23 protein-coding genes and 1 pseudogene are annotated in these 25111 nt (G+C 71.2%); 12 read left to right on the top strand and 12 right to left on the bottom strand.

Going from position 1 to position 25111, the window contains the following annotated elements; genetic code table 11:
- Positions 1-114: 114 nt before the first annotated feature.
- Positions 115-1083, bottom strand: coding sequence for a hypothetical protein (locus ACFU7Y_RS03995; protein WP_380766392.1), 969 nt, complete (start codon positions 1081-1083; stop codon positions 115-117).
- Positions 1080-1601 (bottom strand): SigE family RNA polymerase sigma factor, encoded by a 522-nt coding sequence (locus ACFU7Y_RS03990; RefSeq protein ID WP_224285310.1) that lies wholly within the window; start codon positions 1599-1601, stop codon positions 1080-1082. Before ACFU7Y_RS03990 ends, ACFU7Y_RS03995 begins: the two co-directional genes overlap by 4 nt.
- 290 nt (positions 1602-1891) lie before the next feature.
- Between ACFU7Y_RS03990 and ACFU7Y_RS03985 the strand changes: the two genes are divergently transcribed.
- Complete coding sequence (locus ACFU7Y_RS03985) at positions 1892-4315, top strand: DUF4118 domain-containing protein (RefSeq protein ID WP_380766391.1); 2424 nt, start codon at positions 1892-1894, stop codon at positions 4313-4315.
- Positions 4316-4892: 577 nt separating this feature from the next.
- Here the strand turns inward: ACFU7Y_RS03985 and ACFU7Y_RS03980 are convergent.
- From ACFU7Y_RS03980 to fabG, 10 genes and pseudogenes are all read right to left on the bottom strand, one after another.
- Positions 4893-5606, bottom strand: a complete 714-nt coding sequence (locus tag ACFU7Y_RS03980; RefSeq protein ID WP_380766389.1) for a TNT domain-containing protein — start codon at positions 5604-5606, stop codon at positions 4893-4895.
- 561 nt (positions 5607-6167) lie between these two features.
- Positions 6168-6452 carry an acylphosphatase gene (locus ACFU7Y_RS03975; RefSeq protein ID WP_224274580.1) on the bottom strand — a complete coding sequence of 95 codons (285 nt, stop codon included), beginning with the start codon at positions 6450-6452 and terminating at the stop codon, positions 6168-6170.
- A gap of 10 nt (positions 6453-6462) precedes the next feature.
- A complete protein-coding gene (locus ACFU7Y_RS03970; protein ID WP_224274579.1) occupies positions 6463-7215 on the bottom strand; it encodes a DUF72 domain-containing protein in 753 nt (250 codons plus the stop codon).
- 48 nt (positions 7216-7263) lie between these two features.
- Positions 7264-7383, bottom strand: a pseudogene (locus tag ACFU7Y_RS03965) (IS5/IS1182 family transposase); the annotation flags it as partial.
- 98 nt (positions 7384-7481) lie between these two features.
- Positions 7482-7835: an acyl carrier protein gene (locus ACFU7Y_RS03960; protein ID WP_224274577.1), complete on the bottom strand. Its 354-nt coding sequence runs from the start codon at positions 7833-7835 to the stop codon at positions 7482-7484.
- Between the two features lies 1 nt (position 7836).
- Positions 7837-9066: a class I adenylate-forming enzyme family protein gene (locus ACFU7Y_RS03955; RefSeq protein WP_224274575.1), complete on the bottom strand. Its 1230-nt coding sequence runs from the start codon at positions 9064-9066 to the stop codon at positions 7837-7839.
- A 73-nt stretch (positions 9067-9139) separates the two neighbouring features.
- Positions 9140-9322 (bottom strand): hypothetical protein, encoded by a 183-nt coding sequence (locus ACFU7Y_RS03950; RefSeq protein WP_224274573.1) that lies wholly within the window; start codon positions 9320-9322, stop codon positions 9140-9142.
- Positions 9319-10323 carry a radical SAM protein gene (locus tag ACFU7Y_RS03945; RefSeq protein WP_224274572.1) on the bottom strand — a complete coding sequence of 335 codons (1005 nt, stop codon included), beginning with the start codon at positions 10321-10323 and terminating at the stop codon, positions 9319-9321. Before ACFU7Y_RS03945 ends, ACFU7Y_RS03950 begins: the two co-directional genes overlap by 4 nt.
- A gap of 282 nt (positions 10324-10605) precedes the next feature.
- Positions 10606-11277, bottom strand: coding sequence for an HAD family phosphatase (locus ACFU7Y_RS03940; RefSeq protein ID WP_224274570.1), 672 nt, complete (start codon positions 11275-11277; stop codon positions 10606-10608).
- Between the two features lie 396 nt (positions 11278-11673).
- The gene (gene fabG, locus ACFU7Y_RS03935; protein WP_224274593.1) at positions 11674-12420 is read right to left on the bottom strand and encodes a 3-oxoacyl-ACP reductase FabG; all 747 of its coding nucleotides are present in this window, start codon (positions 12418-12420) and stop codon (positions 11674-11676) included.
- Positions 12421-12902: 482 nt separating this feature from the next.
- On the opposite strand from fabG, the gene ACFU7Y_RS03930 reads away from it, so the two are divergent.
- Genes ACFU7Y_RS03930 through ACFU7Y_RS03880 form a run of 11 tightly spaced genes read left to right on the top strand, consistent with a single transcriptional unit; the run spans position 12903 to position 25075 of the window.
- On the top strand, positions 12903-13838 hold the full coding sequence (locus tag ACFU7Y_RS03930; RefSeq protein ID WP_380766388.1) for a 3-oxoacyl-[acyl-carrier-protein] synthase III C-terminal domain-containing protein: 936 nt from the start codon (positions 12903-12905) through the stop codon (positions 13836-13838).
- 14 nt (positions 13839-13852) lie between these two features.
- The gene (locus ACFU7Y_RS03925; RefSeq protein WP_224274567.1) at positions 13853-15265 is read left to right on the top strand and encodes an ATP-grasp domain-containing protein; all 1413 of its coding nucleotides are present in this window, start codon (positions 13853-13855) and stop codon (positions 15263-15265) included.
- Complete coding sequence (lysA, locus tag ACFU7Y_RS03920) at positions 15255-16547, top strand: diaminopimelate decarboxylase (protein ID WP_224274565.1); 1293 nt, start codon at positions 15255-15257, stop codon at positions 16545-16547. Before ACFU7Y_RS03925 ends, lysA begins: the two co-directional genes overlap by 11 nt.
- Before the next feature lie 49 nt (positions 16548-16596).
- On the top strand, positions 16597-16878 hold the full coding sequence (locus ACFU7Y_RS03915; protein ID WP_224274564.1) for an acyl carrier protein: 282 nt from the start codon (positions 16597-16599) through the stop codon (positions 16876-16878).
- A complete protein-coding gene (locus ACFU7Y_RS03910; RefSeq protein WP_224274562.1) occupies positions 16875-17849 on the top strand; it encodes a hypothetical protein in 975 nt (324 codons plus the stop codon). The genes ACFU7Y_RS03915 and ACFU7Y_RS03910 overlap by 4 nt, the downstream gene beginning before the upstream one ends.
- A complete protein-coding gene (locus tag ACFU7Y_RS03905) occupies positions 17846-18586 on the top strand; it encodes a hypothetical protein (RefSeq protein WP_224274561.1) in 741 nt (246 codons plus the stop codon). Before ACFU7Y_RS03910 ends, ACFU7Y_RS03905 begins: the two co-directional genes overlap by 4 nt.
- The gene (locus ACFU7Y_RS03900; RefSeq protein WP_224274559.1) at positions 18583-19743 is read left to right on the top strand and encodes an acyl-CoA dehydrogenase family protein; all 1161 of its coding nucleotides are present in this window, start codon (positions 18583-18585) and stop codon (positions 19741-19743) included. Before ACFU7Y_RS03905 ends, ACFU7Y_RS03900 begins: the two co-directional genes overlap by 4 nt.
- Positions 19736-21148, top strand: a complete 1413-nt coding sequence (locus ACFU7Y_RS03895) for an MATE family efflux transporter (RefSeq protein ID WP_224274557.1) — start codon at positions 19736-19738, stop codon at positions 21146-21148. Before ACFU7Y_RS03900 ends, ACFU7Y_RS03895 begins: the two co-directional genes overlap by 8 nt.
- Positions 21145-21900 (top strand): 4'-phosphopantetheinyl transferase family protein, encoded by a 756-nt coding sequence (locus tag ACFU7Y_RS03890; protein WP_380766386.1) that lies wholly within the window; start codon positions 21145-21147, stop codon positions 21898-21900. Before ACFU7Y_RS03895 ends, ACFU7Y_RS03890 begins: the two co-directional genes overlap by 4 nt.
- Entirely contained in the window at positions 21885-23882 is a 1998-nt protein-coding gene (locus ACFU7Y_RS03885; protein WP_380766385.1) for a condensation domain-containing protein, read from the top strand. Before ACFU7Y_RS03890 ends, ACFU7Y_RS03885 begins: the two co-directional genes overlap by 16 nt.
- Positions 23879-25075, top strand: coding sequence for a cytochrome P450 (locus tag ACFU7Y_RS03880; RefSeq protein ID WP_224274553.1), 1197 nt, complete (start codon positions 23879-23881; stop codon positions 25073-25075). The genes ACFU7Y_RS03885 and ACFU7Y_RS03880 overlap by 4 nt, the downstream gene beginning before the upstream one ends.
- Positions 25076-25111 lie beyond the last annotated feature (36 nt).

Below are 25111 nucleotides of genomic sequence, written 5' to 3'. Positions count from 1 at the left end.
GCCACCGAGCCGACCGGTGGCGCCGCCTTCCGACGACGTACGGCGCCGCGGCCGTCGTGGCAGTCGCTTCAGGAACCCAGGTCCCGGCGCGGCAGGGGGCGTTCGCGCCTGCTGTCAGCGGACCTCGGCCACCAGGGGTCCGTACCTCGCCCTGATCTCCGCCTCCGCGGACTGCCACTGCGGGGTGTCGACCACGACGCCGGCGCCGTCGATGGCGAGTGTCAGCGCCTCGATCACCACGCCCTTGGCCCGCCACTCCTCGGTGTCCGCGCGGATCCGGTTCAGGAGCGCCATGAGCTGGCCGCGGGAGCCCGCCGCGTCGGCGAACTGCACCTTCACCGTGGGCCAGTCGGCCGCCGTGCGGGCAACGGCGGCGTCCAGGGCGCTGCCGGGGACCCGCATCACGTAGAGCGTGTTCGTGCTCCGGTCGCGGCAGGTGCCGAAGTAGTGGTCGGGGTAGTCGGTCATCCCCATGTTCTCGATGGTCTGTCCCGCCCGCGCCACACCGATCTCCACCGGATCGGCCGACGGCGAGCCGGAGGCCGTCGCCCAGTCCGTGGGGGAGCCCGAGGAGGTCGGCCAGGCCGTCTGCGAGCCGGACGGCGAGGGGGCGTCCGACGACGGCCGGCCCGACGATGACGACGTCCCGGACGAGGCGGCGTCCGACGACGGCCGGCCCGACGATGACGACGTCCCGGACGGCCGGCCCGACGACGGATCCCACGGCAACTGGCTCGGGTGCTGGTGCCAGCCCGGTGTCCGCATCGAGGTGGGCCCGTTCGTGCAGTTGAGCATCACGGCCACCTGCCCCCGGGCCGTCGCCCCCGGTGTCGGACTCGGCACGCTCACGCCGAGCCCCGCCGCCCCTGTACGACCGCTCCCGAGGCCGCCGAGCTGCGTCAGCGCCCCCGCTCCGACGGCCAGCACCGCCGCCGCCGTCACCCCCCGCACGGCCGCCTGCCGCCTGGCCCGCCGCCGTCCGGCCTCGCGCAGCTCGGCCAGCGGCGGGCTGCCCGCGACCCCCGCCGCATGCGCTCCGAGCCGGGTGACCAGCTCCTCCTCGAACCTGTCCTCAGCGTTCACGGCCCCACCAACTCCCTCTCCCTCACGTTTTCCATGTCCTGTCGAAGCGCCTTGATCCCGCGCGCCAGGTGCGTCTTCGCCGTGGGCACCGAACACCCCAGCTCCTCCGCCACCTGCGCGACCGGCAGGTCCAGGTAGTAGCGCAGCACCACGGCCGCCCGCTGCCGCCGCGGCAGCCCGGCCAGCGCCGTCGCCAACTGGTCGTCCCGCTCGCCCTCCTGGGCCGCCGGTCCGTCGGGCAGCACGGAGGTGAGCACCTCGCGTCTGGTCCGCCGCCACCGCGAGACGTGGGTGCGGACCATCGTTCTGCGGACGTACCCCTCGGTCGCCGCTGCGTCCCGGATCGCCGACCGCTTCGGGTAGACCTGCGCCAAGGCGTCGTGCAGCAGGTCCCGGGCGTCGTGGACGTCTCCCGTGATCAAGTACGCACCCCGCAGCAGGGCCTGGTACCGCGTTGCGACGAACTCGTCGAACGGGTCGGATCCGGAGCCCCCCGGGCGGATCGATTCGCGCTTCATACCCCTAGGACGCACCAGCCACCGAAAACGGATGACAACGGGCCGCTGGGCCGACGGGGCGAATCCACGCGGGCGGTTGCCGGGAGCGAAGCGGCTGGTCGCATAGCCTTTCGCCCTGCCGCCGCCTCGGTGGCGCCGGCTCGGGGACGTGGACAGGGGGCGCAGGTGAGTTCGTCGGGTGCGGCTGCGTCGACGCGGCGGACGAGGTTTCGGGCACGGCTGCTGGAGGGTGGCGCAGGAGAGCCCGCACGGCGCGGGCGCCCGCGCGTCCACGCCGGGTAGGGCGGAGCATGGAACCGGAGGCGGAGAGAGGCGGTGGGACGGCGGTGGCCGGGAAGCTGCGGGTGTTCCTGGGAGCGGCGCCGGGGGTGGGGAAGACGTACGCCATGCTCCGGGAGGGGCGGCGGTTGTACGGCGAGGGCCTGGACGTGGTGGTCGGCCTGGTCGAGACGTACGGCCGGCGCGGGACGGAGGAGCAGCTGGGGGACCTGCCGGTGTTGCCCCGGCGGACGGTGTCGTACCGGGGAACGGAACTGACGGAGCTGGACCTGGGCGCGCTGCTGGCGCGCCGTCCGGCGCTCGCGCTGGTGGACGAGCTCGCGCACACCGACGTGCCCGGCGGGCGGAACGAGAAGCGCTGGCAGGACGTGCGGGAGCTGCTGGACGCGGGGATCGACGTGGCGACGACGCTCAACATCCAGCACCTGGAGAGTCTCAACGACGTCGTCGAGCAGATCACCGGCGTCGCCCAGCGGGAGACGATCCCGGACGAGGTGGTCCGTGCCGCCGACCGGATCGAGCTGGTCGACCTGAGCCCGCAGGCGTTGCGGGCGCGGATGGCGCAGGGGGAGATCTACGCGCCGGACCGGATCGACGTGGCCCTCGGCCACTACTTCCGGGCCGGCAACCTCGGCGCCCTGCGGGAGCTGGCACTGCTCTGGCTCGCGGACCGGGTGGAGGAGGAACTGGCCGACTACCGCGCCCGGCACGGCATCCGGGCGCCCTGGGAGACCAAGGAGCGGATCCTCGTCGCGCTGAACGGCGCCCCGCAGGGCGAGCACCTGATCCGCCGGGGAGCCCGCACCGCGACCCGGATGCACGGGGACCTGCTCGGCGTGCACGTCCGGCTGGACGACGGCACGGCCGAGCGTGAGCCGCCGGGCCTGGCCGCGCAGCGGGCGCTGCTGCGGGAGTTGCACGGCGGTTACGTCGAGGTGAGCGGCGGCGACGTGGCACGTGCGCTGGTGGACTTCGCCCGGACGGAGAGCGCCACGCAGATCCTGCTGGGGCCGACCAGCCGCAGCAGGCTGCGCGAGCTGGTGTCCGGCTCGGTGATCAACCGGGTGATCCGGCTGGCCGGCCCGATCGACGTGCGGGTGCTGCCGCCGCCGGAGCCGGGGTTGCTGACCGTGCCGCCCGCGCCCCGGCGCCGCCGCCCCGCGTTGGTCCCGGTCCGGCGGCGCCGGCTGGCATGGTTGCTCGGACCGGCCGGGGCGGTCGCGCTGACCTGGGCGCTGTCGCCGACGCGCGACTCGCTCGGCCTGTCCGGCGTGCTGCTGTGCCTGCTGCTGGTGGTGGCGGGGACCGCGCGGCTGGGAGGGCTGCTGCCGGCGGCGGGCAGCACCGCGGCCGGGGCGCCGGCAGCGGACTACTTCTTCACCACGCCGTGGCGCAGCCTGACGGTGGAACGGGGCGCGGACCTCGCGGCACTGTTGGTGTTCCTCGCGGTGGCCGGGGTGATCTCCCATCTGATCGACGGTCTGACGCGCCGTTCGCAGCAGGCGGACAGGTCACGGGCGGAGGCGGCGGTCCTCACCCGGTTGGCGGGGGAGACGGTGGAGTCGGGGCCGCGGGTGCTGTCCGATCTGGTGGCGGAGCTGCGGCAGGTGTTCGGCCTGGACGGCGCCGCCGTGCTGGTGCGTGCGGGTGAGGCACTCTGGCAACCGGCGGCCTCGGCCGGGGTGGAGGTGCCGTCGAGGCCCGACGAGGCGTCGTTCTCCGTCGACCTGGGCGACGGCGCGGTGCTGGTGCTGCGCGGCGCACCGCTCACCGAGGAGGACACTCGGCTGCTCGGGCCGTACGTCACGCAACTGAAGCTGGCCCGGGAGCGGGAACGGCTGGCCGCGCAGGCCTCGGCGGCGGAGGTGCTCGCGCACACCGACGCGATGCACACCGCGCTGCTGGAGGCCGTGGGGAAGGACCTGCGGGCGCCGCTGGCGGCGGTGCGTCGGGAGGCCGAGCGCCTGCCGGACCCGGCCGAGGAGCGGATCGACGCCGAGGTGGAACGGATGGAGCGGTTGGTCGCCAACCTGCTGGACCTGAGCCGGCTGCGGGCCGGCGTGATGCCGGTGGTGCTGAGGCCGACGGCGGTGGCCGAGGTGGTACGGGCCGCCGCCGACGGGCTGGTCGGCGTCCGCATCGACCTCGGGGCGGGTCTGCCGCGGGTGCTCGCGGATGCCGGGTTGCTGGAGCGGGCACTCGCGGACGTCCTGGTCTCCGGGGGGACGGCGGCGGTGGCGGTCGACGCCGGCGTGGTGGCCGGGCGAGTGGACGTCCGGGTGACCGTCCACGGCGGCGAGGCTGTTGCCGTGGAGCCCACGGGTCTGGCGGTGGTACGGGGATTCGTGGAGGCGATGAACGGCGAACTGGCCGTCGAAGAGGCACCCGGCGGCGGCACCGCGTACGTGATCAGCCTGGCCCGTGCGGTGGCCTGAGGGCGTGGCGCCGGGTCGGCCGACGGTCCGGGGCACCAGGACCGCGTTGTCGGTCGAGGCGGGTGTTCGGCGGGACCGACTCGTCGATCTGGCAGCCGACTTCAGCCACCTCGCGGAGGGTGCGGCCGACCCGACGATCATGCGGCACGATGTCCGAGCGCGCCCGCAAGAAGAGGGCTCGGCACAAGAAGGGGGCGAACCGCGGCCGCAGGGCCGGGCAGAGCTGACCTCGTGGACCCACCCGGTGCCGCGTGCCACCGGCACCGGGTGCACCCTTCGGGCCCTGAGGCCCGTCGTCCGTCCGCCGGTACGGCGGGCGTGCTGGGCGGCCATTGCGACCGCGGTCGGGACGCCGAGCGAGGTCGGGGTGGGGCCGGCGAGATGGGCGAGTGGTTCCTCGGCCGGGCCGGACGGCGCCCGCGGCCGGTTGCCTCGGTCGAGCAGTCCTCCTGCGGATGTCGAGTCCGCCTCACCACGAACCGCCGATCAAGAGCCGCTCGCCGGACCTGGCCGACCGGCCCGAGGCCGACCTCCGTCTCCGTGCGTCATGGTGGCGCCCCGTCCAGGCGGCCGTGGTTCAGGAGCCGTGGCCCGTGCCGACGCAGCGCTCGGGCGGGGCGACCTTCAGGTACTCGTGCTTGAGGAGGTTGGCGACGTTGTAGCGCTCGGCGTCCGTGAAGTCGGACGGCTTGAACTGGGGGTCGAGCCACTGCTGGTAGCCGAACCCGGGCTGGTTGAAGCCGGCCGCGATCCGGCCCGCCTGCACGCGGAAGGAGCGGCTCACCTCGTAGCAGTGGTAGCTGTTCCCGGGGCCGTTGAGCGAGTCCGGCGGCAGGGCGCGCTTGGCGTAGGGAGTCCCGCCGGTCGCCAGGAATCCGCCGGTCTCGGCCCCGAACCGGTCCAGGGCCTGACCCACGTCCATCGCCTGCTCGTGCATGTCGAGGGTGCCGTTGGTCTCCGCGAAGCCTCGGTTGTCGGGGTACTTCCACTGGGTGCCGTCGCGGTACCAGGCGAGGAACTGGGTCGGCTGCAGGCCCCCGAAGCGCTGGTAGTGGTTCAGCAGCGCCGCCACCGGTCCGGTTGTCGGCAGTTCGGCCGGGCCCAGCTCGGACCGGCCGCAGTAGTAGACGGTCGGGTCGTCCGGAGGGAGGAGGTCCGGACAGTCGGACGGCTGAGGGGCGCGGTGGGACGCCGACCGGTCCGGCGCGGCGACGGCGGTGCCGGCCGAGGCCATCACGGTGAGCGGAAGGGCAGCGGCCAGCGGCAGGACGACGAGCCTGAGCGAACGCATGGGTGGGCTCCAGGAGTGCACGGACGGAGGGGGTGCGCGACGTACGACGCAGCGACAGCGGGCGTACGTGGCACGGTCATTGCACACTCGTACTGATGGGTAGGCGGGCAACCCGGGGAGTGGCTGCGCGCACGGCATCCGGACGGAGCAGTCGACGGGGCCGCGAGGCCTCGGGTGCCCCGCTCTCTGCAGCGGTGGCTTCGGCGCCGTCCGCCCGGGCGACGTGGACCTCATCCACGCCCCCGGCCTCGACGGCCTCGGCCTCGACTTCTACAGCCCCACCCGCGTCGCCGCCCCCACCGAACCCGGCCTCCCTTTCGACCTGGTCGACATCCCCGACGTCCCCCACGCCGCCTTCGGCTGGCTCGTCGTCCCCGGCGCCCTGCGCCAACTCCCCGTCAATCTCAAGGACTTGTACGGTACGGCCCTCCCGCCCGTCACCATCACCGAGAACGACTGCTCCGTCGAGGAGTCCACCGACCCCGCCCAGCCCCACAGCGCGTGGATCGCGCACCGGCCGTTCCGTCGAAGGTCCGGAGCGTCGACCTCGGCCGGAGGGTCTCAGCCGCGCCAGGGCGTTGCCCGGATCTCGAAGCCCGTCAGGCCCTCGGGCTGTTCCTCCCAGACGAGGACCCGGTCCACGATGGCCAGTGGCGGCCCCTGCCTGGTCCACTCGACCAGCCGCTGGACGGTGGCCGAGCTCCCCTCGAACACGGCCTCGACGGTGCCGTCCGGCAAGTTCCGCACCCAGCCCCGCACGCCCTGCGCGGTTGCTTCGTGACGGCAGGTGTCGCGGTAGAAGACCCCCTGCACCTCGCCGGAGACGATCACTCGGCTGCGGATCATCGCCCACTCCCTACGGTGTCCGGGTCACGGTACGGCCCGCTCGCGCGGCAGCGGCCGCGAACGCGCTCGCGTCAAGCACCGCCGCACCGCCCAGGTCGTTGTTGAAGTACACGTAGACCTCGGCCGAGTCCGCCCAGCTGTCGGCGATTCGGCCCACCCAGCCGGCCAGCGCCTGCCGCCCGTACCGGGGCCAGGGCCGGGCCCGCCCGGCGTGGCAGCGCAGATAGCCCCATTCACAGGTCCGCCACAGCGGGGTGACCGGGCGTGACTCCCGGTCCGCCCAGCACAGTGCGGCGTTCCGGCCGGTCAGCACCGCACGGATCTCCGGCGTCCACCACGACGGGTGCCGCGGCTCGACGGCGACCCGCACGCCCGCGGGGAAGGCGGCCAGACAGCCGTCCAGCAGCTCGGCATCCGCGTGCAGCGTGGGCGGCAGCTGGAGCAGCACCGGGCCGAACCGCTCCCCGAGCCCCTGTGCCGCCGCGAGCAACCGCTGGACCGGCTCGGCCGGCTCGTGCAGGCGCTTGATGTGGGTGAGGTAGCGGCTGGCCTTCACCGCGAACACGAAACCCTCTGGGGTACGGGCGTGCCAGTCGGCGAAGGTGTCCGGCGAGGGCAAACGGTAGAAGGCGGCATTGCTCTCCACCGTGGCGAACCGCTCGGCGTACTCCTCCAGCCAGCGTCGCTTGGGTGTCCCTTCCGGATAGAGCACCCCGCGCCAGTCGTCGTACTGCCAACCAGAGGTACCGACGATCACCGACATATCTCCAGCAAACACCCATCTGCCGGACCCGGCCCTCGATGGAGATCACAAGCGGCCGTTGTCGGGAACGCGCAGCTGCCCGGGATGGCAGTGGCGTCGGTCGGGAGCGGGTGGCAACAACGGAGCCACCCGCTCCCACAGGTCGTCCGGAACAGGATCGGCACGCACCCGGACACCCTGCCGACCAAGATCGCCGAGCGCAAGGCCCGCAGCTCAACCCGTCTGGAACGATCGGTAGGTCCTGCGTCGTCCACTCGGCCTCGGTCTCAGCCCGGACGGCGCAGGCAGTCCGCGAGCGCGTCCGCCAGGCCGAGCACCGTGTGCGAGGCCCGGCTCGCGACCACCTCGTCGGGGAGGAGGGTGTCGTACCTCTCCTCCAGCACGGTCATCACTTCGAGCCAGGTCAGCGAATCGATTCCGAGTTCCGCGGACGAGGTCTCCAGCGCGTCGCTGCGGGCACCGAGCCGGGCCCGGAGCGACTCCAGAGAGGCCTCATCCGCCCCAGCGTTCCCAGCCGCTGTCAGGACCGCGCCGATCACCACGCCTACCCAGTCCTCGGCCGCCACCGGGAGCGGCCGATCGTCCTCCTGCCCGTGGGTACCGGCCGGCCGCATCGCCATGTCATCCATCGTTCTTGATCCGTTCCGTGAGTGCCGTCCGATCGAGCTTCCCCAGGCCGGTCCGCGGCAGCTTGTCGAAGATCCGAAGACGTGGCGCGAAGCCGTCCGTGGTGGCGGAGCGCAGCGCCCGCTCGACCGAATCCCGGTCGATCCGGGACCCGGCCACCACGGCGAAGACGTCCTCGAACTCGGCACGGCCGGCCCGCGGGAGCACCACGAAGGCCACCTCGTCCACGCCCTCGACCGCGTTCAGCGCAGCCTGGACGGGGCCGGTGTCGAGGAACGTCCCATTGGCCCGCAGGGCCCCGGGCTTGCGTTCGACGAACCGGACCTGGCCGGAGGCGTCACGCTCGACGATGTCACCGGTCTCCCACCGCAGTGATGTTCGGACGGGCTCGTGGGCGTGGCCGAGCACGGGAGTCCGGGTGCGAATCACCAGCTCGCCCCGCCCACCGACCTCGGGCCGGACGATGTCGACGGAGGGGATCGGCCGGCCGAGGCCGCGCGGACCGATGAGGATCCCCCCGGTCTCGCTCGATCCGTAACCCCGGGTGACCGGGACTCCGAACCGGGTCACGCACTCCGTGTCCAGACTGTCCGGGACCAGCCCCGCGCCGGCCAGAATCGCCTGGGGACGGTTGTCGCCGCGTCGTGCGGTCCGGGTGAGCAGGCTCAGCAGGGCGGGGGTCACGGCCAGCTTGGTGGCCGGCCCGCGGTCCAGGTCCGCAGCGACGCCGGCAGGTGTGGAGAACGGACGGACATCGAGCCGGCAACCCGACAGCAGCGCGCTGAAGGCGACCCCGGAGCCGAACGAGTGCGCCACCGGTACCGGAATGCGTACCGTGTCTGCGGCGTCCAGTCGAAGCCCCTCGCGGTAGCCGGCGTGCTCCGCCAGGAGGCTGTCGACGCTGCGGCGGGCGAGCTTCGGTTCACCGGTGGAGCCGGAGGTCTCGTGCACCAGCGCGAGGGCCTCGGGCACCGGTCCGGCCGGTTCGCGCTGTCGGGTCGCCGTGGGCTCCACGGCCCGTTCCGCGGTCGCGACGAATGTCGCGCCGTCGGCCCGTACCGCCTCCCGTGCGCGGGGGGTGACCCGGACGGCTGCCCCGATGCTCCAACAGGCGACCACGACGGCCAGCATGCTGTCCTGCGCGAGGCCGGTGAGCAGAACCAGGTCGCCGTCGCCCACCCCGGCGCGCTGGTACCACCGCGCACACCGGTCGATGCGGGCCACGGTGGCCTCTGCCCCGGACCCGTCGAGCCTTCCCCCACTGGCCAGGACCGTTTCGGCCAGCTGTCGGCGAGCCTCAGACATTCTGCAGGGGAGCCGGCGTCGACGAGGTCGTCTCCTGGATCAACCGGTCCACACCGATGACGGGAAGGGCCGTCGGGAACGATCCCACCATGCCGATCCACATGCACGCCACGACCCCCGGGTGGGAGCCGAGCCGGCCGGCGACGACAGGCGCATCGGACACGGGCGCGGTCACCGGGTGTCTCCCTCGTTCATCGCCTTCTGTTCGATGAACACAGAGCCCCGTAGTTCGAGTCCGGAGGACTCCACCAGACTCCGCACATGGTCGAGTGTCACGACGAACCGGTCCTTGCCGTAGATCAAATAGCGTTTCCGGTCGCCGGCACCGGAGAAGTTGACAGTCATGACGTTCGCGCCCGCGTCGAGCCCGCGCGACTGCCCACCGCCACCCACCCGCTCCAGCGCGCTGACCGAGGGGATCAGCAGGTGCGGGTAGTTCAGACGGAGCAGGGCGATGACGTTGAGCGCCAACTCGTTGTCGCCGATGGGCTCAAGGCTCATCGGTGTGTTCGGAGCCGGAATGAACGGGCTCACGCTGCACATGTCCGCGCCGATCTCACCCGCCAGCTCGATGTCGTCGATGATGCTGTCCAGGCTCTGTCCCGGCAGACTGGAGATGAGGCCGGTGCCGATCTTGAAGCCGACGTCCTGGAGGTCCCGCAGATGCCGCAGGCGACTGTCCAGGGTTTCGTGACGGATTCTCAGGTGCAGGTCTCGATCGCTGGTCTCGTGCTTGAGGATGTAGCTGGTCGCGCCGAGCGCGTGCAGCCGTTCGTACTGGCCGCGCTTGAGATTGCCGACGTTCAGGAGCACTTCGACCCGGTCGTCGTACAGCCGGCGGATCCGAGGGATCGCGCTCTCCAGGACCGGCAGCACCGCTGGCGTTTCGCCGCCTTGCAGCAGGACGACGTCGATCCCGTTGTCCCGGATGAGCTCCGCGGTCGAGACGATCTGGTCGGCCGTCAGGAAGAACGTGTCGTTCTCACGGACGTTGTCACGGCGCATCGGGCAGTAGTCGCAGTTCACGCGGCACACATTGGTCAGCTCGATGACACCGCGTAGAACGACCGTCGCCCCGAAACGCTCGTTCCGGACACGGCGGCTCTCCGCGAACAGCTCATCCTGTTCTCGGCCGCGTGCCACCAGTAGTCCGTGCATCTCTTCACGGGTCAGCAAAACGTGCCTCCTCACTCGTCGATTTCGGGTGTTTCCATGTCGACAACCAGTGCGCCGGACGGCCGGTGTCCGCACCCGACTCGGCATGGGTAGTGACGGCGCCCGTCAGGGACGGTCAGAAGTCGACTGTCTCCTCGCTTCCACCGACCGTCGCCACCACGCGGCCGGGATCCAGCCGACCCGGGTGCCGGCCGGGTCGGCCTGCTCGATGCCGAGCAGCTCCCCGACGGCGGGTGTCCCCCCACCGGGGAGCGGCACGGTGAGGGTGCCGGGTCCCTGTGCTCACAGCTGTCGCCCGGTGGGCAGCTGGGCCAGCAGTTCGGGATTCCGTCCTACGACGACTGGGTGCCCGACCGCGCTCAGCATCGGCAGATCGGAGATGTGGTCCCCGTACCCGTAGCAGTCCGCAGGATCGAGGTGTGGATAGCCGGCTATCGTCGAGCGCACGGCCTCCGCCTTGCCGGAGCCGACCAAGGGGTCGCCCAGGAGCCCCCCGGTCAGCTCGCCGTCGAACTCCTCGGGCCGGGTGCACAGCACGTGGTCGGCCCGGACATCCCGCGCGATCGGGTCCAGCAGCGCCGGAAACGACCCGGAGACCAGCACGATGGCAGCTCCGCCCGCCTGATGCCGTACCAGGGCCTTGCGGGTGGATGCCAGATAGAAGGAGCCGTCCGCCGAGCGCTCTGCGAACCAGCGCTCACCCCATCGCGCCACGTCCTCGGCCCGCTCGCCGGCCCAGGCCCGGAAGTACGCCCGGTTGGTCTCCTCCCGAGGTATCCCCTGAGACGCCTGTACCAGCAGGGACTCGCGCAGCTGCCGGGCTCTGGAGGTGCCGGCCGCGCCGTGGCGTCCGGTCATGTAGTAGTCGAGGAAGTCGAACATGCTTCTGCAGTTGATCAGGGTCTCGTCCACGTCGGTGAAGACCAGACGGGTCGGCAGGCCGGCTGTGTCCATGGGCACTCCAGGGGTGGGCGACGCTCGGCGAACTCCGGGAGTCGGGCGGGCGGGACGGCTGGGCGGCGGCGCATGGACGTGGCGTCCGCCCGGGTCACGCTGCCGGCCTCTCCCTCCGGCGATGCCCGCGGCGCTGGTGTCGAGGGGGAGTGCCACCGGAAGGTCACGGTTGCGGAAGCGGGTGATGCTCCTCGCAGCCGCCGCGACCGTGTTCGCCGGCCGGGCCCGAGTGGTAGGGCGCAGCGATCCGCCGGCGTACTCGCAGATCGCCGGTCCGCCCGGACGTCGTGAAGCGTGGAGGCGTGTGTACCGATGCATGAGGGCAGTTCTCCTGGTTCTTCTCGATCGGGTGTGACGGGTGGCGCGACAACGCGGCAGCGGGGGTCGGCAGGAGACTCAGAGCGTCGGACGGGCCCCGGGGGGCAGCCCGCCGTCCACGTGGATCGTCTGGCCGGTGATGAACGAGGCGTCGTCGTGCGCGAGGAACGCGAGGGTCGCGGCCACGTCCTCCGGAACTCCCACGCGCCGCACGGGCGTCGCTGCGGCGACCGCCGTGTGGAGGGCGGCGAGGTCATGGCCGCTGGAGCCGGCAGCGGTCAGCGGGGTGGCGATGAAGCCGGGGGCGACGGCGTTCACGGTGATGCCGAACGGGCCCAGCTCGATGGCATGGGCACGTGTCATGCCCTCCAGGCCCGCCTTGGACGCGGCGTAGTTCCCCTGCCCGTGGTTGCCCTGCGCGGAGATGCTGGACACGTGGAGGATGCGTCCCCAGCAGGCCTTCGCCATGTACTTGTGCACGGCGCGCGAGCACAGGAAGGCACCGCGCAGGTTCACTGCCAGCACGCTGTCCCAGTCGTCGGTTGACATGGCGAAGAGCGGTCGGTCCCGAGTGATGCCGGCGGCGTTGACGAGGATGTGGACACCTCCGAACTCCCCTGCCGCGGTACGGACCGTGGCCGAGACCTGGGTCGGGTCCGTCACGTCACAGCCGGCGGCAAGCGCCTGCCCGCCTTCGTCGGCGATGATCCGGGCGAGTTGCCGGATGCCCTTCTCGTCCCGGTCGACGAGGGCGACCGCGGCCCCGTCGCGTGCCAGGCGGAGCGCGGTCACGGTCCCGATCGCACCGGCAGCCCCGGTCACCATGGCCACTCTGTTGCGCAAGGTCGTACCACCGATCTTCAGACGGAGTCATCGCATGAGCGGACCTGGTGAAAGCGGAGAGACTGGGGCGCGCCACAGCGGCCCGGTGGTTCCCGTGCAGGTGACGGCCACGTGACGCGGAGCGCTTCTCCGGGTACGGCGGCCGCGTCTCGAACCCGGTGCCCTGCCGATCCTATTACTAAACTCGTTTAGTAACCCCGATCTTTTGAATTTGGCCTGCCGATGCCCACAATTCGGGGAGGTTCTGCCCGGTATCAGCCGAGGTCAGGGGCCGAATACCGTCACGACCGGGCTCCGTCGGGGTGGCAAGGCGATGACTTCCGGGCCTTGCGTGTACGCGAATCGCATGCTAGCACTAAACCAGTTTAGTAGATCCGGGGCTCTTGACTCATTCGGACGCCGGGTCGGATGATCGCTCGGTGTCCATACGGGCGGTGGCGCAAAGTCCTTCGCGGAGGAGTGAGTTGACGTCATTTCAGGACCTGGCCGATTTCTGGCCGACGCAATGCGATTCGGTCGGTGATTACCTTCGTAGATGCGGTATCGGTGAATCCCGGGCCCGACTCTACGAGCGATACTTCGGATTCTCCGAGATCCGGGTCGCCGACGGCATTTCTCCAGCTGATCAGCTGGTCTCCGCGGCGCGCAATCTGTCGCATCTGGACGATCGAAGGCGGCATATCCGGTACATCCTGCAGGCCCGTACCCTCCCGGTCGGAGCGCCCTATCCCTCCAGTACGGTCCATCAGGTCCGAGCGGCGCTCGGACTGGAGCACGCACAGGCGTTCTGCGTGACACAGCACGCGTGTGCCTCCGGCCTGCTCGCCGTCGAACTCGCCGGGCGCCTGTTGGCAGGGGCCGGCGACCCCGAGGCCCTGGCTCTCGTCGTCACCGGTGAGAAGGCGATCGGCGTGGAGACCAGGGTGATCCCCGAGACGGGGGTCATGGGGGAATGCACTGCGGCGATCCTGGTCGGCCTCGGTGGCCGACACGATCGCGTCTTGAGCTATGCCACGGCGACACAGGGCAATTTCGAGGACGGCGCGGCCATGACCGACGAACAGAGGGCCAGGTTCCAGGACGTGTATCCACAGGTCCTCGCGGACGTCATCGCCTCGGCCGTGCAGCGGGCGGGGTCCCAGATCGACGACATCGACCTCATCCTCCCCCACAACGTCAACCGGATGTCGTGGTTACCGGTCCTGCGCAGGCTGGGGCTACGCGGCTCGGAACGGCTGTTCCTGCGGAACCTGCCGCTGATCGGTCACTGCTTCGGGGCCGACCCCTTCATCAACTACCTGACCGCGCGCAATGAGGGGCGGCTCCGACGCGGTCGGCGGTACGTGCTGACCTCCGTCGGGCTCGGCGCCACGTTCTCGGCGATGGTCGTGGAACATTGAGGACGGATCCGACGATGGCGGAAGACGGTTCCCCCACCTGGGCCGGCAGGATCCGCACCGTACTGGCCGGGTCCCCGCGCGCGCCGCTCGTGCTGCTGGGGAACTTCGAAGTGGAGAACGCGTGGGCGAAGGGCGAGCCCGGCCTCCCGCGGATCGCGGTCGGCGCCACGACGGAGATCGTCAACCGCATGGACCAGTTCGCCCTGCTGCTGGGCTGCGGCGCTGATCACGTCGTCCTCAAGTCCCAGCCGGACCCGGACCATCTGAGCCACCTGGCGGAGCTCGGGTTCGACCTGCCCAGGGTGCTGTGCCCCAGCGCCCAGGATCCCCACCACACCGTCACCGAGGACGTCCTGGCAGACCCCGGACTTCTCCGGGTGCTGAGCGGACTGGCCGGTACGGCAGCGCTGTGGCCCCACGGGATCTCCGAGCGGGAGGAGGCGGTGGCCGAACGGACCGGACTTCGGCTGGCGGGGCCGAGCGCCCGGATCTGCAAAGCCGTGAACGGGAAGGCCTACAGCCGCCGGCTCACCGAGGACCTCGGTCTGCGTCGGCCACGGGGCCGGGTCTGCTCGACCGTTGACGAACTGCTGCGAGCGACCGTCCGGGCCCAGGAGGGGGAATGGCGGCCCCTCGTGCTCAAGGACTCCTACGGGGTGTCGGGCAAGGGCCTGTTGATCGCCCACGACCCCGCGACGCTCACCCGGGCATGCCGCATGATCGCACGTAGGGCCGAGCGTTCCGGGGACGACCGGCTCGACGTGGTCCTGGAGGAATGGGTGGCCAAGAAGGCGGACCTGAACTACCAGTTCACCCTGGGGCGTGACGGCGCCGTGCGGTTCGACTTCGTCCGGGAGGCCGTCACGGAGGACGGAGTCCACCAGGGCCACCGCGTTCCAGCCCGCCTCGACGAGGCCAGGACCGGTGAACTCCGTGAGGTCTCGCAGCGGATCGGCGAACGCCTCCACGATGACGGCTACTTCGGGGTCGTCGGAGTCGACGCGATGGTGGCCCCGGACGACGGGATCTACCCGGTGGTCGAGATCAACGCCCGCAACAACATGTCCACCTACCAGCAGGGAGTCATCGAGCGCTTCGTCCCCGCAGGCGGGGTCGCGCAGGCGGGCCACTACCCGGTGACGCTCCGCGAGTTCCTTCCCTACTCCACGTGCCGGGAGCTCCTCAAGGGCCTGGTCCTGGAACCGGGTGGCAGCGAAGGGCTCATTGTCACCAACTACGCGACGGTCAACGCGGCGCAGCACCGCCTGCGGGATTCGGACAGGGGAGACCGGACAGGGCGAACGAGCTTCGACGGCCGGCTCTACGGAATCACCGTCGCGAACGGAGCCGATCGACTCAGGGAACTCACCGCGGAGCTCGCCGCCCGGATCACCGCGTTTTCGAAGGGGAATCGAGATGAACGCTGAGTTCCGCATCCAGGACGTACCTGTGACCGAGCTGGCCGAGGAGTTCGGCACTCCGCTCTACGTGTACGACTCCGAGGTGATCTCCCGCCAGTACCGCGGTCTACGGGACATCCTCGACCCGGACGTGGAGATCTTCTACTCGCTCAAGGCCAATCCGAACATCGCGGTGTGCGCACTGCTGCGTTCCCTCGGCGCACGGGCCGAGGTCTCCTCGCTGGCCGAACTGATCACCGCCCGACGCGCGGGTGTCGCCCCGCACGACATCGTCTTCCCCGGCCCCGGAAAGAGCGCCGAGGAACTGGCGGCCTGTCTGGACGAGGGCATCGAGGCGATCGTCTGTGAGTCCCTCTCCGAACTGGACCTGATCGACCGGCTCGCGACCGAGCGCAACGTGGTGGCGCGGGTCGCGCTGCGCGTCAATCCCAGCTTCGCGGTCAAGGGCTCCAAGCTGGTCATGGGCGGCACCAGCCGGCAGTTCGGAATCGACGAGGAGATCCTTCTCGCGACCCCTCGCCTCGCCGCCTCGCATCCCTCGGTACGGATCATCGGGGTCCACGTCTACATGGGGACGCGGGTGCTGGAGGAGCGGGTGGTGGCCGAGCACACCGAACGCATCCTCGACCTCGCCGAGCGGGTCTCCGCAGCGCTCGACTTCCCGCTCGAACTCGTCGACATCGGGGGCGGCTTGGGTGTCGCGTACTTCGACGGCGAGCGGGACCTCGATCCCGAGGTTCTGGCCGGGCTGCTCAACCCGCTCGTCCGGAGGTTCGCGACCGCCCACCCGGGCACCCGCATCGCGATGGAACTGGGCCGGTACCTCACCGCACCGGCGGGGGTCTACCTGACCCGGGTACTCCACACCAAGGAGTCCCGAGGCGTCAGGTTCGCGATCACTGACGGCGGTACGCACCACCACGTGGCCGCGTCGGGAAGCGGCTCCTTCGTCAAGCGGAACTTCCCCATCCGGCTGCTCTCCCGGATCGAGGCGGAGCCGGACGAGGCCTGGACCATCGCCGGGCCGCTCTGCACGCCCAACGACACACTGGGGAAGGGCGCTCCGCTGCCCGGCCTGGCCCCCGGTGACCTGATCGGCGTCCTGCGGTCGGGAGCGTACGGTCCGAGCGCGTCCCCCGTCCTCTTCCTCAGCCACGGCCATCCCGCCGAAGTGCTGGTGCACGAGGGCCGGGCCGGCCTCGTCCGCGAGCGGGACCGTCCTCAGGACCTGCTCGCACGACAGTACATGCACGAACTCATCGACGGCGGAGCGAACCCGGACCGCTGACACCGCAGACCGACCGGACCCGACGCACGACCAGGAGGAGACGAACAGGATGAGCACCGACCCCCACGACACCCTCGCCACTGCACGGGTGACAGATGCGGTGATCAAGGTCCTTGCCACCGTACTCAACCGCGAGCCGGCGTCGATCGCGCCACGGACGCGGCTCTTCGACGACCTGGCCTTCGACTCCACCAGCATCCTCGAACTGCTGATGGCCCTGGAGGACGAACTGGGAGTCGAGTTCGATCCGGATGTCCTGGAGCCCGAAGACTTCGAGACCGTGAGCGCGCTCGCCTCGCACGCGGTCGGACTGCTGGAGCAGCCCGAGTGATCTACACCTCCGTCCCGCCCGAGGCGGCCCCCGGAGCCCGTCGCAATCCAGGGCTGCGGCTGGCCCGGCTGTACCTGGACGATTCCGGCCCGACCAGGCCGTACAACGACACCGAACGGGCCTTCATCTCCGATCTCCTGCAAGCCCACGGCCTCCCCGCGGACATCGACCGCGTCGTAGGGCAGTTCACCCCGCTCCGGGACATGCTCGCCCGGATCCTGCCCCGGCTCACCACCCACGACCGGCCCTTCGACCTGGCACTGCTGGCCTGCGCCACACCGGATGCCGAACTCGGCTGGTCGATGAGCCGCCTCGCCCGGGTACTTCCGGGCTCCGGGCTCGGGTTCGCGATCTCCGACCAGGGGCCCACCGCGCCGTTCGCGGCACTGCGGCTGGCCGTCGACGGCGTCGTCGTCGACGATCCCTCGTGCTCGCTGGTGATACTCGCGGACCAGGCCGTCACCGGCCTCAGCGCGGGGCGGCTGCCCGAGGAGTACCTCCCGCACCGTGAGGCGATCGCTGCACTCGTGCTCGACGTGGAGGGCGGCATCGCCTCACTCGACGCGACCCAGCTGCCAGGGGTGCTCCCCGAAGCCGTGCCCACCCTGACGGCTGCCTGGCTGAAGGAGGCCGAAGCGGACACCGGATCCCGTCCCGTGCTGTTGGCGGGGCCCGGGCTCACCGGAACCCTCCGTGACCCGTCGGTCGACGTGGAACCGGTACCTGTGCCCCCGGGGCTGCCGTGCGTGGGCCTCTGGTCGCGGTTCGCCGAGGAACTGCCGCGGCTGCGCCGCACAGGCGGCACCGTGCTGCTGGCCGAGTACGACACGCTGCTCGGCTACCTGGGCCTGTGCCGAGTGGACGTGGACCAGGCGCCCGGCGGGGACATCGGGGCGGCTGTGAACACGGACGGGGCCGGCCCCGATCAACGGGACGCGCCCCACCCGGGGCGGCGGGGCGGCGGGGCATGACCGCCTTCGTCGCACCTGGCGACCCGTCGTCCCCGCCCCACCGGCTGGAGGATCCGCGGTTCCACCGCCACCTCGGCGACGTCGCCCGCCATGGCGGCGCCTTCCCGGCGGTCGGCGCACTTCAAAGAGCCGCCGGGGAACGCGTCCTGATCACCGGTCCGACCGGCCATGGCGTGGCACCGGCAGCTGAGCTCGAAGCCGCGCAGCGGACCTGGCCCTCGGGCCGCACCCTCGAACAGCCGCTGTCCGTCCGTCCAGTGTTCCCCGTCCCACCGGCGGACGGCGCCCTCTTCCTGGTCGAGACCGAGTCCGGTCCGGGCACCACTGCGAGCACCGCTTCCGCCTGCGACGCTCCATCCTTCGCCGTCGCGCTGCTCCGGCTGCGTCTCGGCCTGTCCCTGCGGCTCTACGACGCCTGCTTCGGCTACCTGGGCGGCCGCACGGTCGCAGGTGAGCCCCTGCTGCGCCGGCAGTTGGTCAAGGGAGCGCTGGCCGACGCGGTCGCCGACCAGGTCGCCGTGGAGACCCTGCTCGCCCCAGGGGGCCGACCCGACGCTGCCACCCACGGCGACCTGCACCGTCAGCTCACGGACACCGATCGCGGACTGCTCCGGCTGCTGGGAGCGTCCGGTTTCCTGGCCGACGGCCCCGGCGCCACCGCCCACGTCTCCGAGCTGCTCGCCGACGTCTATGCCCTCGCACCCCTCCCGCCGACCGATGCGAGGACAGCATCGTGACCGAACTCGACGACCGTCTCAGGAAGCTCCAGGGACTGGCCCGGGAATGGTGTGCCGAACTGCGGCCACACTCACTGGCAGCGGACCGGGACCCGGACCGCGCGGTAGAGCTGGCCCACCTCCCGGCGTTGGGACGGCTGGCGACACTGCAGGTTCCACCCGAATACAACCCGGATCCGCTGCGGATCTCCGGACACGTCTACTACCTGACGAGCACCCTGGAGAAGGTCGTGTTCCTGGAGGAAGGCGCGTGGGGCGATCTCGGCCTCATGCTCTCTTCCCCCGGAGCGCCGATGGCCTCCGTACTCGTCGACGAGCTCGGCGACCCCGGGCAGAAGGAATGGTTCTACGGACAGGTACTGGCCGAACCGACCTGGACGTTCTTCGCCCTGACCGAACCCGCGCACGGCTCCGACGCGGCCGCCATGTCCACCACGATCACCCGGATCTCACCGGAGGAACCCTGGCGCCTCACCGGCGCCAAACGCTACGTCGGCAACGCCGCCCGGGCCCGACTCGGCGCGGTCTTCGCCCGCACCGGCAAGGGCCCCCTGGGCGTGAGCGCCGTCCTCGTGGACACGGATGCCCCCGGCTTCACCGCGGAGCCGATCGAGACCCTCGGGCTGCGTGCGGCCCAACTCGGCGCCATCACCCTGGACTCGGTGGAGGTCGCACCCGAACGCCTCCTGGGCAGGCACCTTCCGGCCAGCCGACGCGGCATGGCGGGCTGGCTGCGGACCTTCAACCGGCTGCGCCCCGTGGTCGCGAGCATGGGAGTCGGGCTCGCGAGGGCCGCACACGAGTACACCCTGGCCAACCGTCGCCGCTTCTCCGCCGAGGAGCAGTCACGGGTCGAGGCCGTTGCACGCCGGATCGAATCGGTGCGGCGCCTGACTCGACGCGCGGCGGCGGCCGTGGACGCCGACCCGGGTGCCGGCGAGCTGGCCAACATCGCCAAACTCCGGGCGGCCAGGCTTGCGGAGGACGTGACCCTCGGGGCGCTGGATTTCTTCGGGCCCGCAGCACGTGTCCGACATCCCGTCCTGGAGAAGCTCGCCCGAGATGCGCGCGGGATCGAGTTCATGGAAGGCACGGGGAACATCCAGCGCCTCAGCATCTTCAACAGGATCGCCAAGGGAAGGCACATCAATGACTGACCCCGCCGAGGAGGCCGGCCCACAGGCCCCGGCGACCGCGGGCCACACAGACACGCTGAGCAGCTCAAGGGCGGTATCCGAACGGGTCCCCGGCGCGTCGACGCGGATCCGCCGCCTGGCCCTGCCGATGACCGCGGGGGAGATCGTCGGGTACCTCCAGATGCTCGCGCTGGTGGCCATGGTGGGCCGGATGGGCGGCGACGCCCTGTACGTGCGCTCGCTGTTCGTTCCCCTCGGCATGCTCTTCGGTGCTCTCAACTCCGCCCTCGCCGTGACCGCCCAGGTCGCCTGCTCCATCAGCAAGGGCCGCAACGCCCCGGAGAAGGCGTTCCCCATCGCGGTGAGCATGATGAAGGTCTGGGTCGCCCTGGGCACCGGCCTGACGGTGCTGGTCACCGCCTGCTCCCCGCTCCTGGCAGCGTTCTTCGACGTCAGCGCCTCCGCCAGGCCCGACTTCATCCGGTTCCTGTGCTGGATGTCCCTCGTCAGCCTGCTGGGCTTCGGGCCCGCCGTGTGCGCGTCCGCCCTGAGGGCGTTCGGGTTCGTCCGGCAGGCACTCGTGGTGTCCCTGAGCGGCGCCGCTCTGGAGCTCGGCCTGGTGGGCGCGCTCGGCCTGGGCGCCGGGATGGGCATGGACAGCCTTCCGGTGGCCGCCGCGGTCACCGCCGTGGCGGGAACGCTCGCCGGCCTGTGGATGCTGCGCCGCACCGGACTCAGCAGCGCCGGACAGCGGTCGCCGTGGCAGCCCGAGGTCATCGGGCTCATCAAGAGCGTGGGTGTCCCGGTGGCCTTGACCATCGGTGTGATCTCGCTCTACAGCCTTGCCATGATCCGGGTGCTGAGCCCGTTCGGGTCCGCAACCGTTTCGGGGTTCGCCACGGCGTCCTCCGTGCAGAGCCTGGTCATCATGCCGGGCCTCGTCCTGGGCTCCGCCGCGGCCATCGTCCTGAACCAGCAGCGGGGTGCGGGCACCTACACGTCCCTCGGCCCCACGTACGCGGGCGCAGTCAGGATCGCGTTCGGGGTGTACGCCGTGATCGCTCTGGTGGCTTGGGCGGGCCGGGACCTCATCGCCCAGGTGATGACCGACGATCCGGTGGTCGCCGAGCAGGCCGCCCGCTATCTCGCCATCGTGGCGCTGACCTACGTTCTCCAAGGCCCGGTGCTCATGGCACTGACACTGATGGAACACGTCGGGGGCGGGCAACGCGCGCTGCTGCTCAACATCGGCTACTTCGGCGTCAACATCATTGCCGGTTACTGGGCGAGCCGGGCATTCGACAGCCCGGACGGGCTGTACTGGGCCGTAGCCGCGTCGAACCTCCAAGGCGTCGTCGTCCTGCTCATCGCGGCCTCCTTCATGAGGACGCTCGCTTCGAAGGACGACGGAGCCGGCACACCGTGACGAGCAACGACCCGACGGCCTCCCGGCCGACGTACCCGCAGCCGGGTCCGTCATCGCCGGGGAAAGGTGTCGCCCACCTCTGGCGCATCGACGTGCCCGTCGTGCTCCGCACTGACGAGCCGCACCGGTACCTGAGTGGAGCGGAGCAGCGCCGCACGGCACGGATGGGAGATCCCGCGGTCCGGGCCCGGTACCAGACCGTGCGTGTCGCGCTGCGCGACGTCCTCGGCCGGTACCTGGCCGTACCGCCGCACCTCGTCGAACTGCGGACCGGTGCCGGAGGAAAGCCGGAGATCGCCCACAGCCCCCTGCGGTTCAGCCTGTCCCACTCCGGAAGGCTCGGCCTGCTCGCGGTGACGTGGGCCCGCGACGTCGGCGTGGACGTCGAACGGCCGGCTGACGGGCGCGACTTCGGAGCGCTCGCCGCCCGGTACTTCCCCGAAGCCGAGGGCAGACTCGTGAACTCCGCCGACCCCGCTGACCGGGCCGGGATCTTCCTCCGGCTGTGGACGAGGAAGGAAGCCTGCACCAAGGCGGCCGGCGGCCGGATGCTCGGCCCGGGCCTGCGCATCCCGGCAGCCGGATCGCTCGCGGCCGGGGACGGCCTGGTGACCCACGATCCGTCCTGGTGCGCGCCAGGAGGAGTCTGGACGATCCGTGACGTCCCGGCCCCGGTGGGGTACCAGGCGGCGCTCGCCCTGGCCGGACCCGAACCCGCTCGATTCATCCTCAGACGATGGGAGCAGCAGTGAACGCAGAGAACACCGTGACCGCGCCCATGTTGTGGGGCCAGGAGTACTACTGGTTCAAGTACTTCGACACACCCGCATACGGCACCACCCCGGACTCCATCAAGATCTCCCGCGTCTGGAGGGTGCCCCGAGGTGTGCCGGACGACGATGACTCGGTACTGGCGGCCCTCGACGAGCTCGTCCGCCGCCATGAGGCACTGCGGACCAACTACCTGGTCGACGACGAGGGCCGACCGGTTCAGGTCATCCGCCCGCCGACCCCGACGGGCTTCGCCTTCCGGGCGACCGGCGAGGCCGCCGACCTCCCCGCGCTGCAGGAGCGCCTGGCCGCGCCGCCCTTCGACCCCGCTCGCGACCGTCCGCTGCGCGCGGCCCTGGTCAGGTCGGCCGGCGGTGGGACCTGGGTCGTCCTCACGGTGCTCCACGCCGCAGTCGACGGGTTCAGCTGGCCGGTGCTGGGCACCGAGTTCGAGGCACTGCTCGCCTCGGGCCCAGCCGCCGGGCCGCCACCGCCCGCCGCCCGCCAGCCCCGGGAACAAGCCGTGCTGGACCAGGGGCCCGATCGGGCGGACCGCAGGGAGCGGGTCCGTCAGTACTGGCAGTGGGCGTTACGGTCGATGCCCCAGAGCATGTTCCCCGGGTTCAGGCCGGCACCGGTCGGTCACTTCGGCGGGCACACGCCGCCGAGCCCGTACCGGCGCATGGTGCTGACCTCCCGCCGACTGGCCACCGCCGCAGAACGCGTGGCGGCCCAGCGGCGGGTGACCCCGAGCACGGTCTATCTGGCGGCGTTCGGCATCGCCCTGTCCGCCATGTCGGGGAACGAGCGGTGCGCCATCTCGATGGACACCTCGAACAGGTCCGAACCGCTGCTCAAGTCCGCGGTGGGCTGCTTCTTCCAGCCCGCCCTGGTCATCCTCGACGCGGATCCCGACCAGAGCGCGCAGGACTTCCTCAGCACCGTGTTCCGCTCGGCCATGCGAGCCCAACGCCACTCACGCTATTCCCACCTCGACGTCTTGGCGGAGCAGACGCGCATCGGCTTCGAACGGGGCATGAACCTGCGCATCGGCGTCACCTACAACTACTTCTCGGAGCGTGGAGCGAAGGACACCGCGCGGACCGACCCGGCCGACCGCGACGGCAACCGGGACGACGACGGAGCAGACGGAGCACCGGACATCGAGATCCGTCCGGCTTCGATCGACTGGCAGGACAACAGCGCCGACCTCTACCTGGCAGTCCAGGCCGATGACGACGGCGTCGCACTCGCCATGCACGGCCACGTCTCGGTCACCGACACCGACCGGATCACTCGCGCCCTGCACGGCATCGCCACCGTGATCTGCACCTGGGCGGACCACAGCGAGACGCTGGAGACGCCGATCGGTCGGCTGGCTGACGACCTCGGCATCCCCCGCGGGCGCCACGGGACCGGTTGGACGTATCTCGACCACTCCTGGATCGACACGTCCGAAGTGACCCGCGGACTCTCCGCGTTGCCAGGGGTCACAGCAGCCGCCGTGTTCCCCGAACCGGTCGATGACGGCGTCGGGCTCACGGCGTACGTGAGCAGCAAGGCTTCCCCGGCCGAGCTCCGTGCCGCTCTGGCAGCCATGCTGGCCGAACGTCCCAACCTGGTACTACCGCACCGGTTCGTGGTGTGCGCGTCCGCACCGGACGACGCCACGACAGGGTCCTGGGCCGCGCTCGAGCCGACCGGGACGGGAGACGGCGCCCCGGACGGGAGGCTGCCGCGGACAGCGGCCGAGCAGGCTCTGGCCGAGGCACTCTCGGCGTGCTGCCCGGGGCTGGTCCCCGACATGGCGAGTCCGTACGTGCCACTGGGCGGCCAGGTGATCCGAACACCGCGGGTCATCGCCTGGCTGGCCGAGCGAGGATTCACCGGGATCATCCCGGCCGATCTCTTCGGACCGCTTCCGCTGGAAGCGGTGGCGGAGAAGCTACGGGAGAGGAAATGACCGGAGCCGGCCGGACCCCAGCGACACCGCCGGCGCTTCCGCTGCGGCGGGAATGCCCCTACCACCCGCCGCGCGCCTACGAGGAACTGCGCGACCGGGGCCCGTTGACCGAAGTCCGGCTCTTCGACGGCCGGACCGTGTGGGCAGTCACCGGTCATGGCCTGGTGCGCGACCTGTTGTCCGACGCCCGGCTCTCCGTCGACCGAAGCCACCCGGACTTCCCACGGCTGACCAGGGTCCTCACTTCGGTGCCACCCGAACGCCGGCGCGCCATGCAGCCCCTGCTCAGTACCGACCCCCCGCTGCACGCCGAACAACGGCGAGCCCTGCTGGCCGGATTCACCCTCAAACGGGTCCGTGCCCTCCGGCCGGCACTGGAGGGGGCGGCCGACGCCCACCTCAACGAGATGGTCGCGGAGCAGGGCCCGGCCACCGACCTCGTCGCGGCCTACGTCAGACCGCTGGTCACGACGGGCATCAGCCTCCTGCTGGGCGTCAGAGGCCGGGACGAGTCCGTCCTGAAGGACCTGCTGTCCCGACATTTCGATCCGATTCCGGCCCTCATGGACCACTTCACCGCCCTGTTGAACGACGGATCCGGGCCTGTGCGCCCCGACACGGACCTGCTCGGCCACCTGCACGCCCGGATCGCGGAGGGCACACTGGCCGCCGAGGACGCGGCGAGGTACCTGACCGTTCTGGTCGTCGCGGGCCAGGACGTGACGGTCCACACGATCGCCGTCGGCGTGCTGGCCCTCCTGGCCCACCCCGCACAACTCGCCGGACTGCGCAGCGGGCAGGTGCCATGGCCCGGTGCGATCGAGGAGCTGCTGCGCTTCGTCTCCCTGACCGGAGGGCTGGTGCGGCTGGCGACAGCCGACATCCCCACGACGGCGGGCCTCATCCGGGCCGGCGACGGAGTGCTGCTCCTCAACCCGGCGGCCAACCGTGACCCCGCCGTGTTCGACCGCCCCCACGAACTCGACCTGCTGCGGCCCGCGCGCAGCCATCTGACCTTCGGGTTCGGCGTCCACCAGTGCATCGGCCACAACCTGGCCCGCTTGGACCTGGAAGTCGCCCTCCGGCGACTGTTCACGCGTCTCCCGTCCCTGCGACTCACCGTCCCGGTCGAGCAGGTGCCGCTGCGCCAGGGGCTCGTCTCCGGCATCACCTCGCTCCCGGTGTCGTGGTGACAGCGGGCCGCACGGGGCAGCAGCACGACTACGCAT

It is taken from the genome of Kitasatospora sp. NPDC057542, from assembly GCF_042801945.1.
In the GTDB taxonomy this organism is placed as follows: domain Bacteria; phylum Actinomycetota; class Actinomycetes; order Streptomycetales; family Streptomycetaceae; genus Kitasatospora.
Note: the sequence above shows the minus strand (reverse complement) of the source record. Positions and strands in the feature narration are given on the sequence as shown.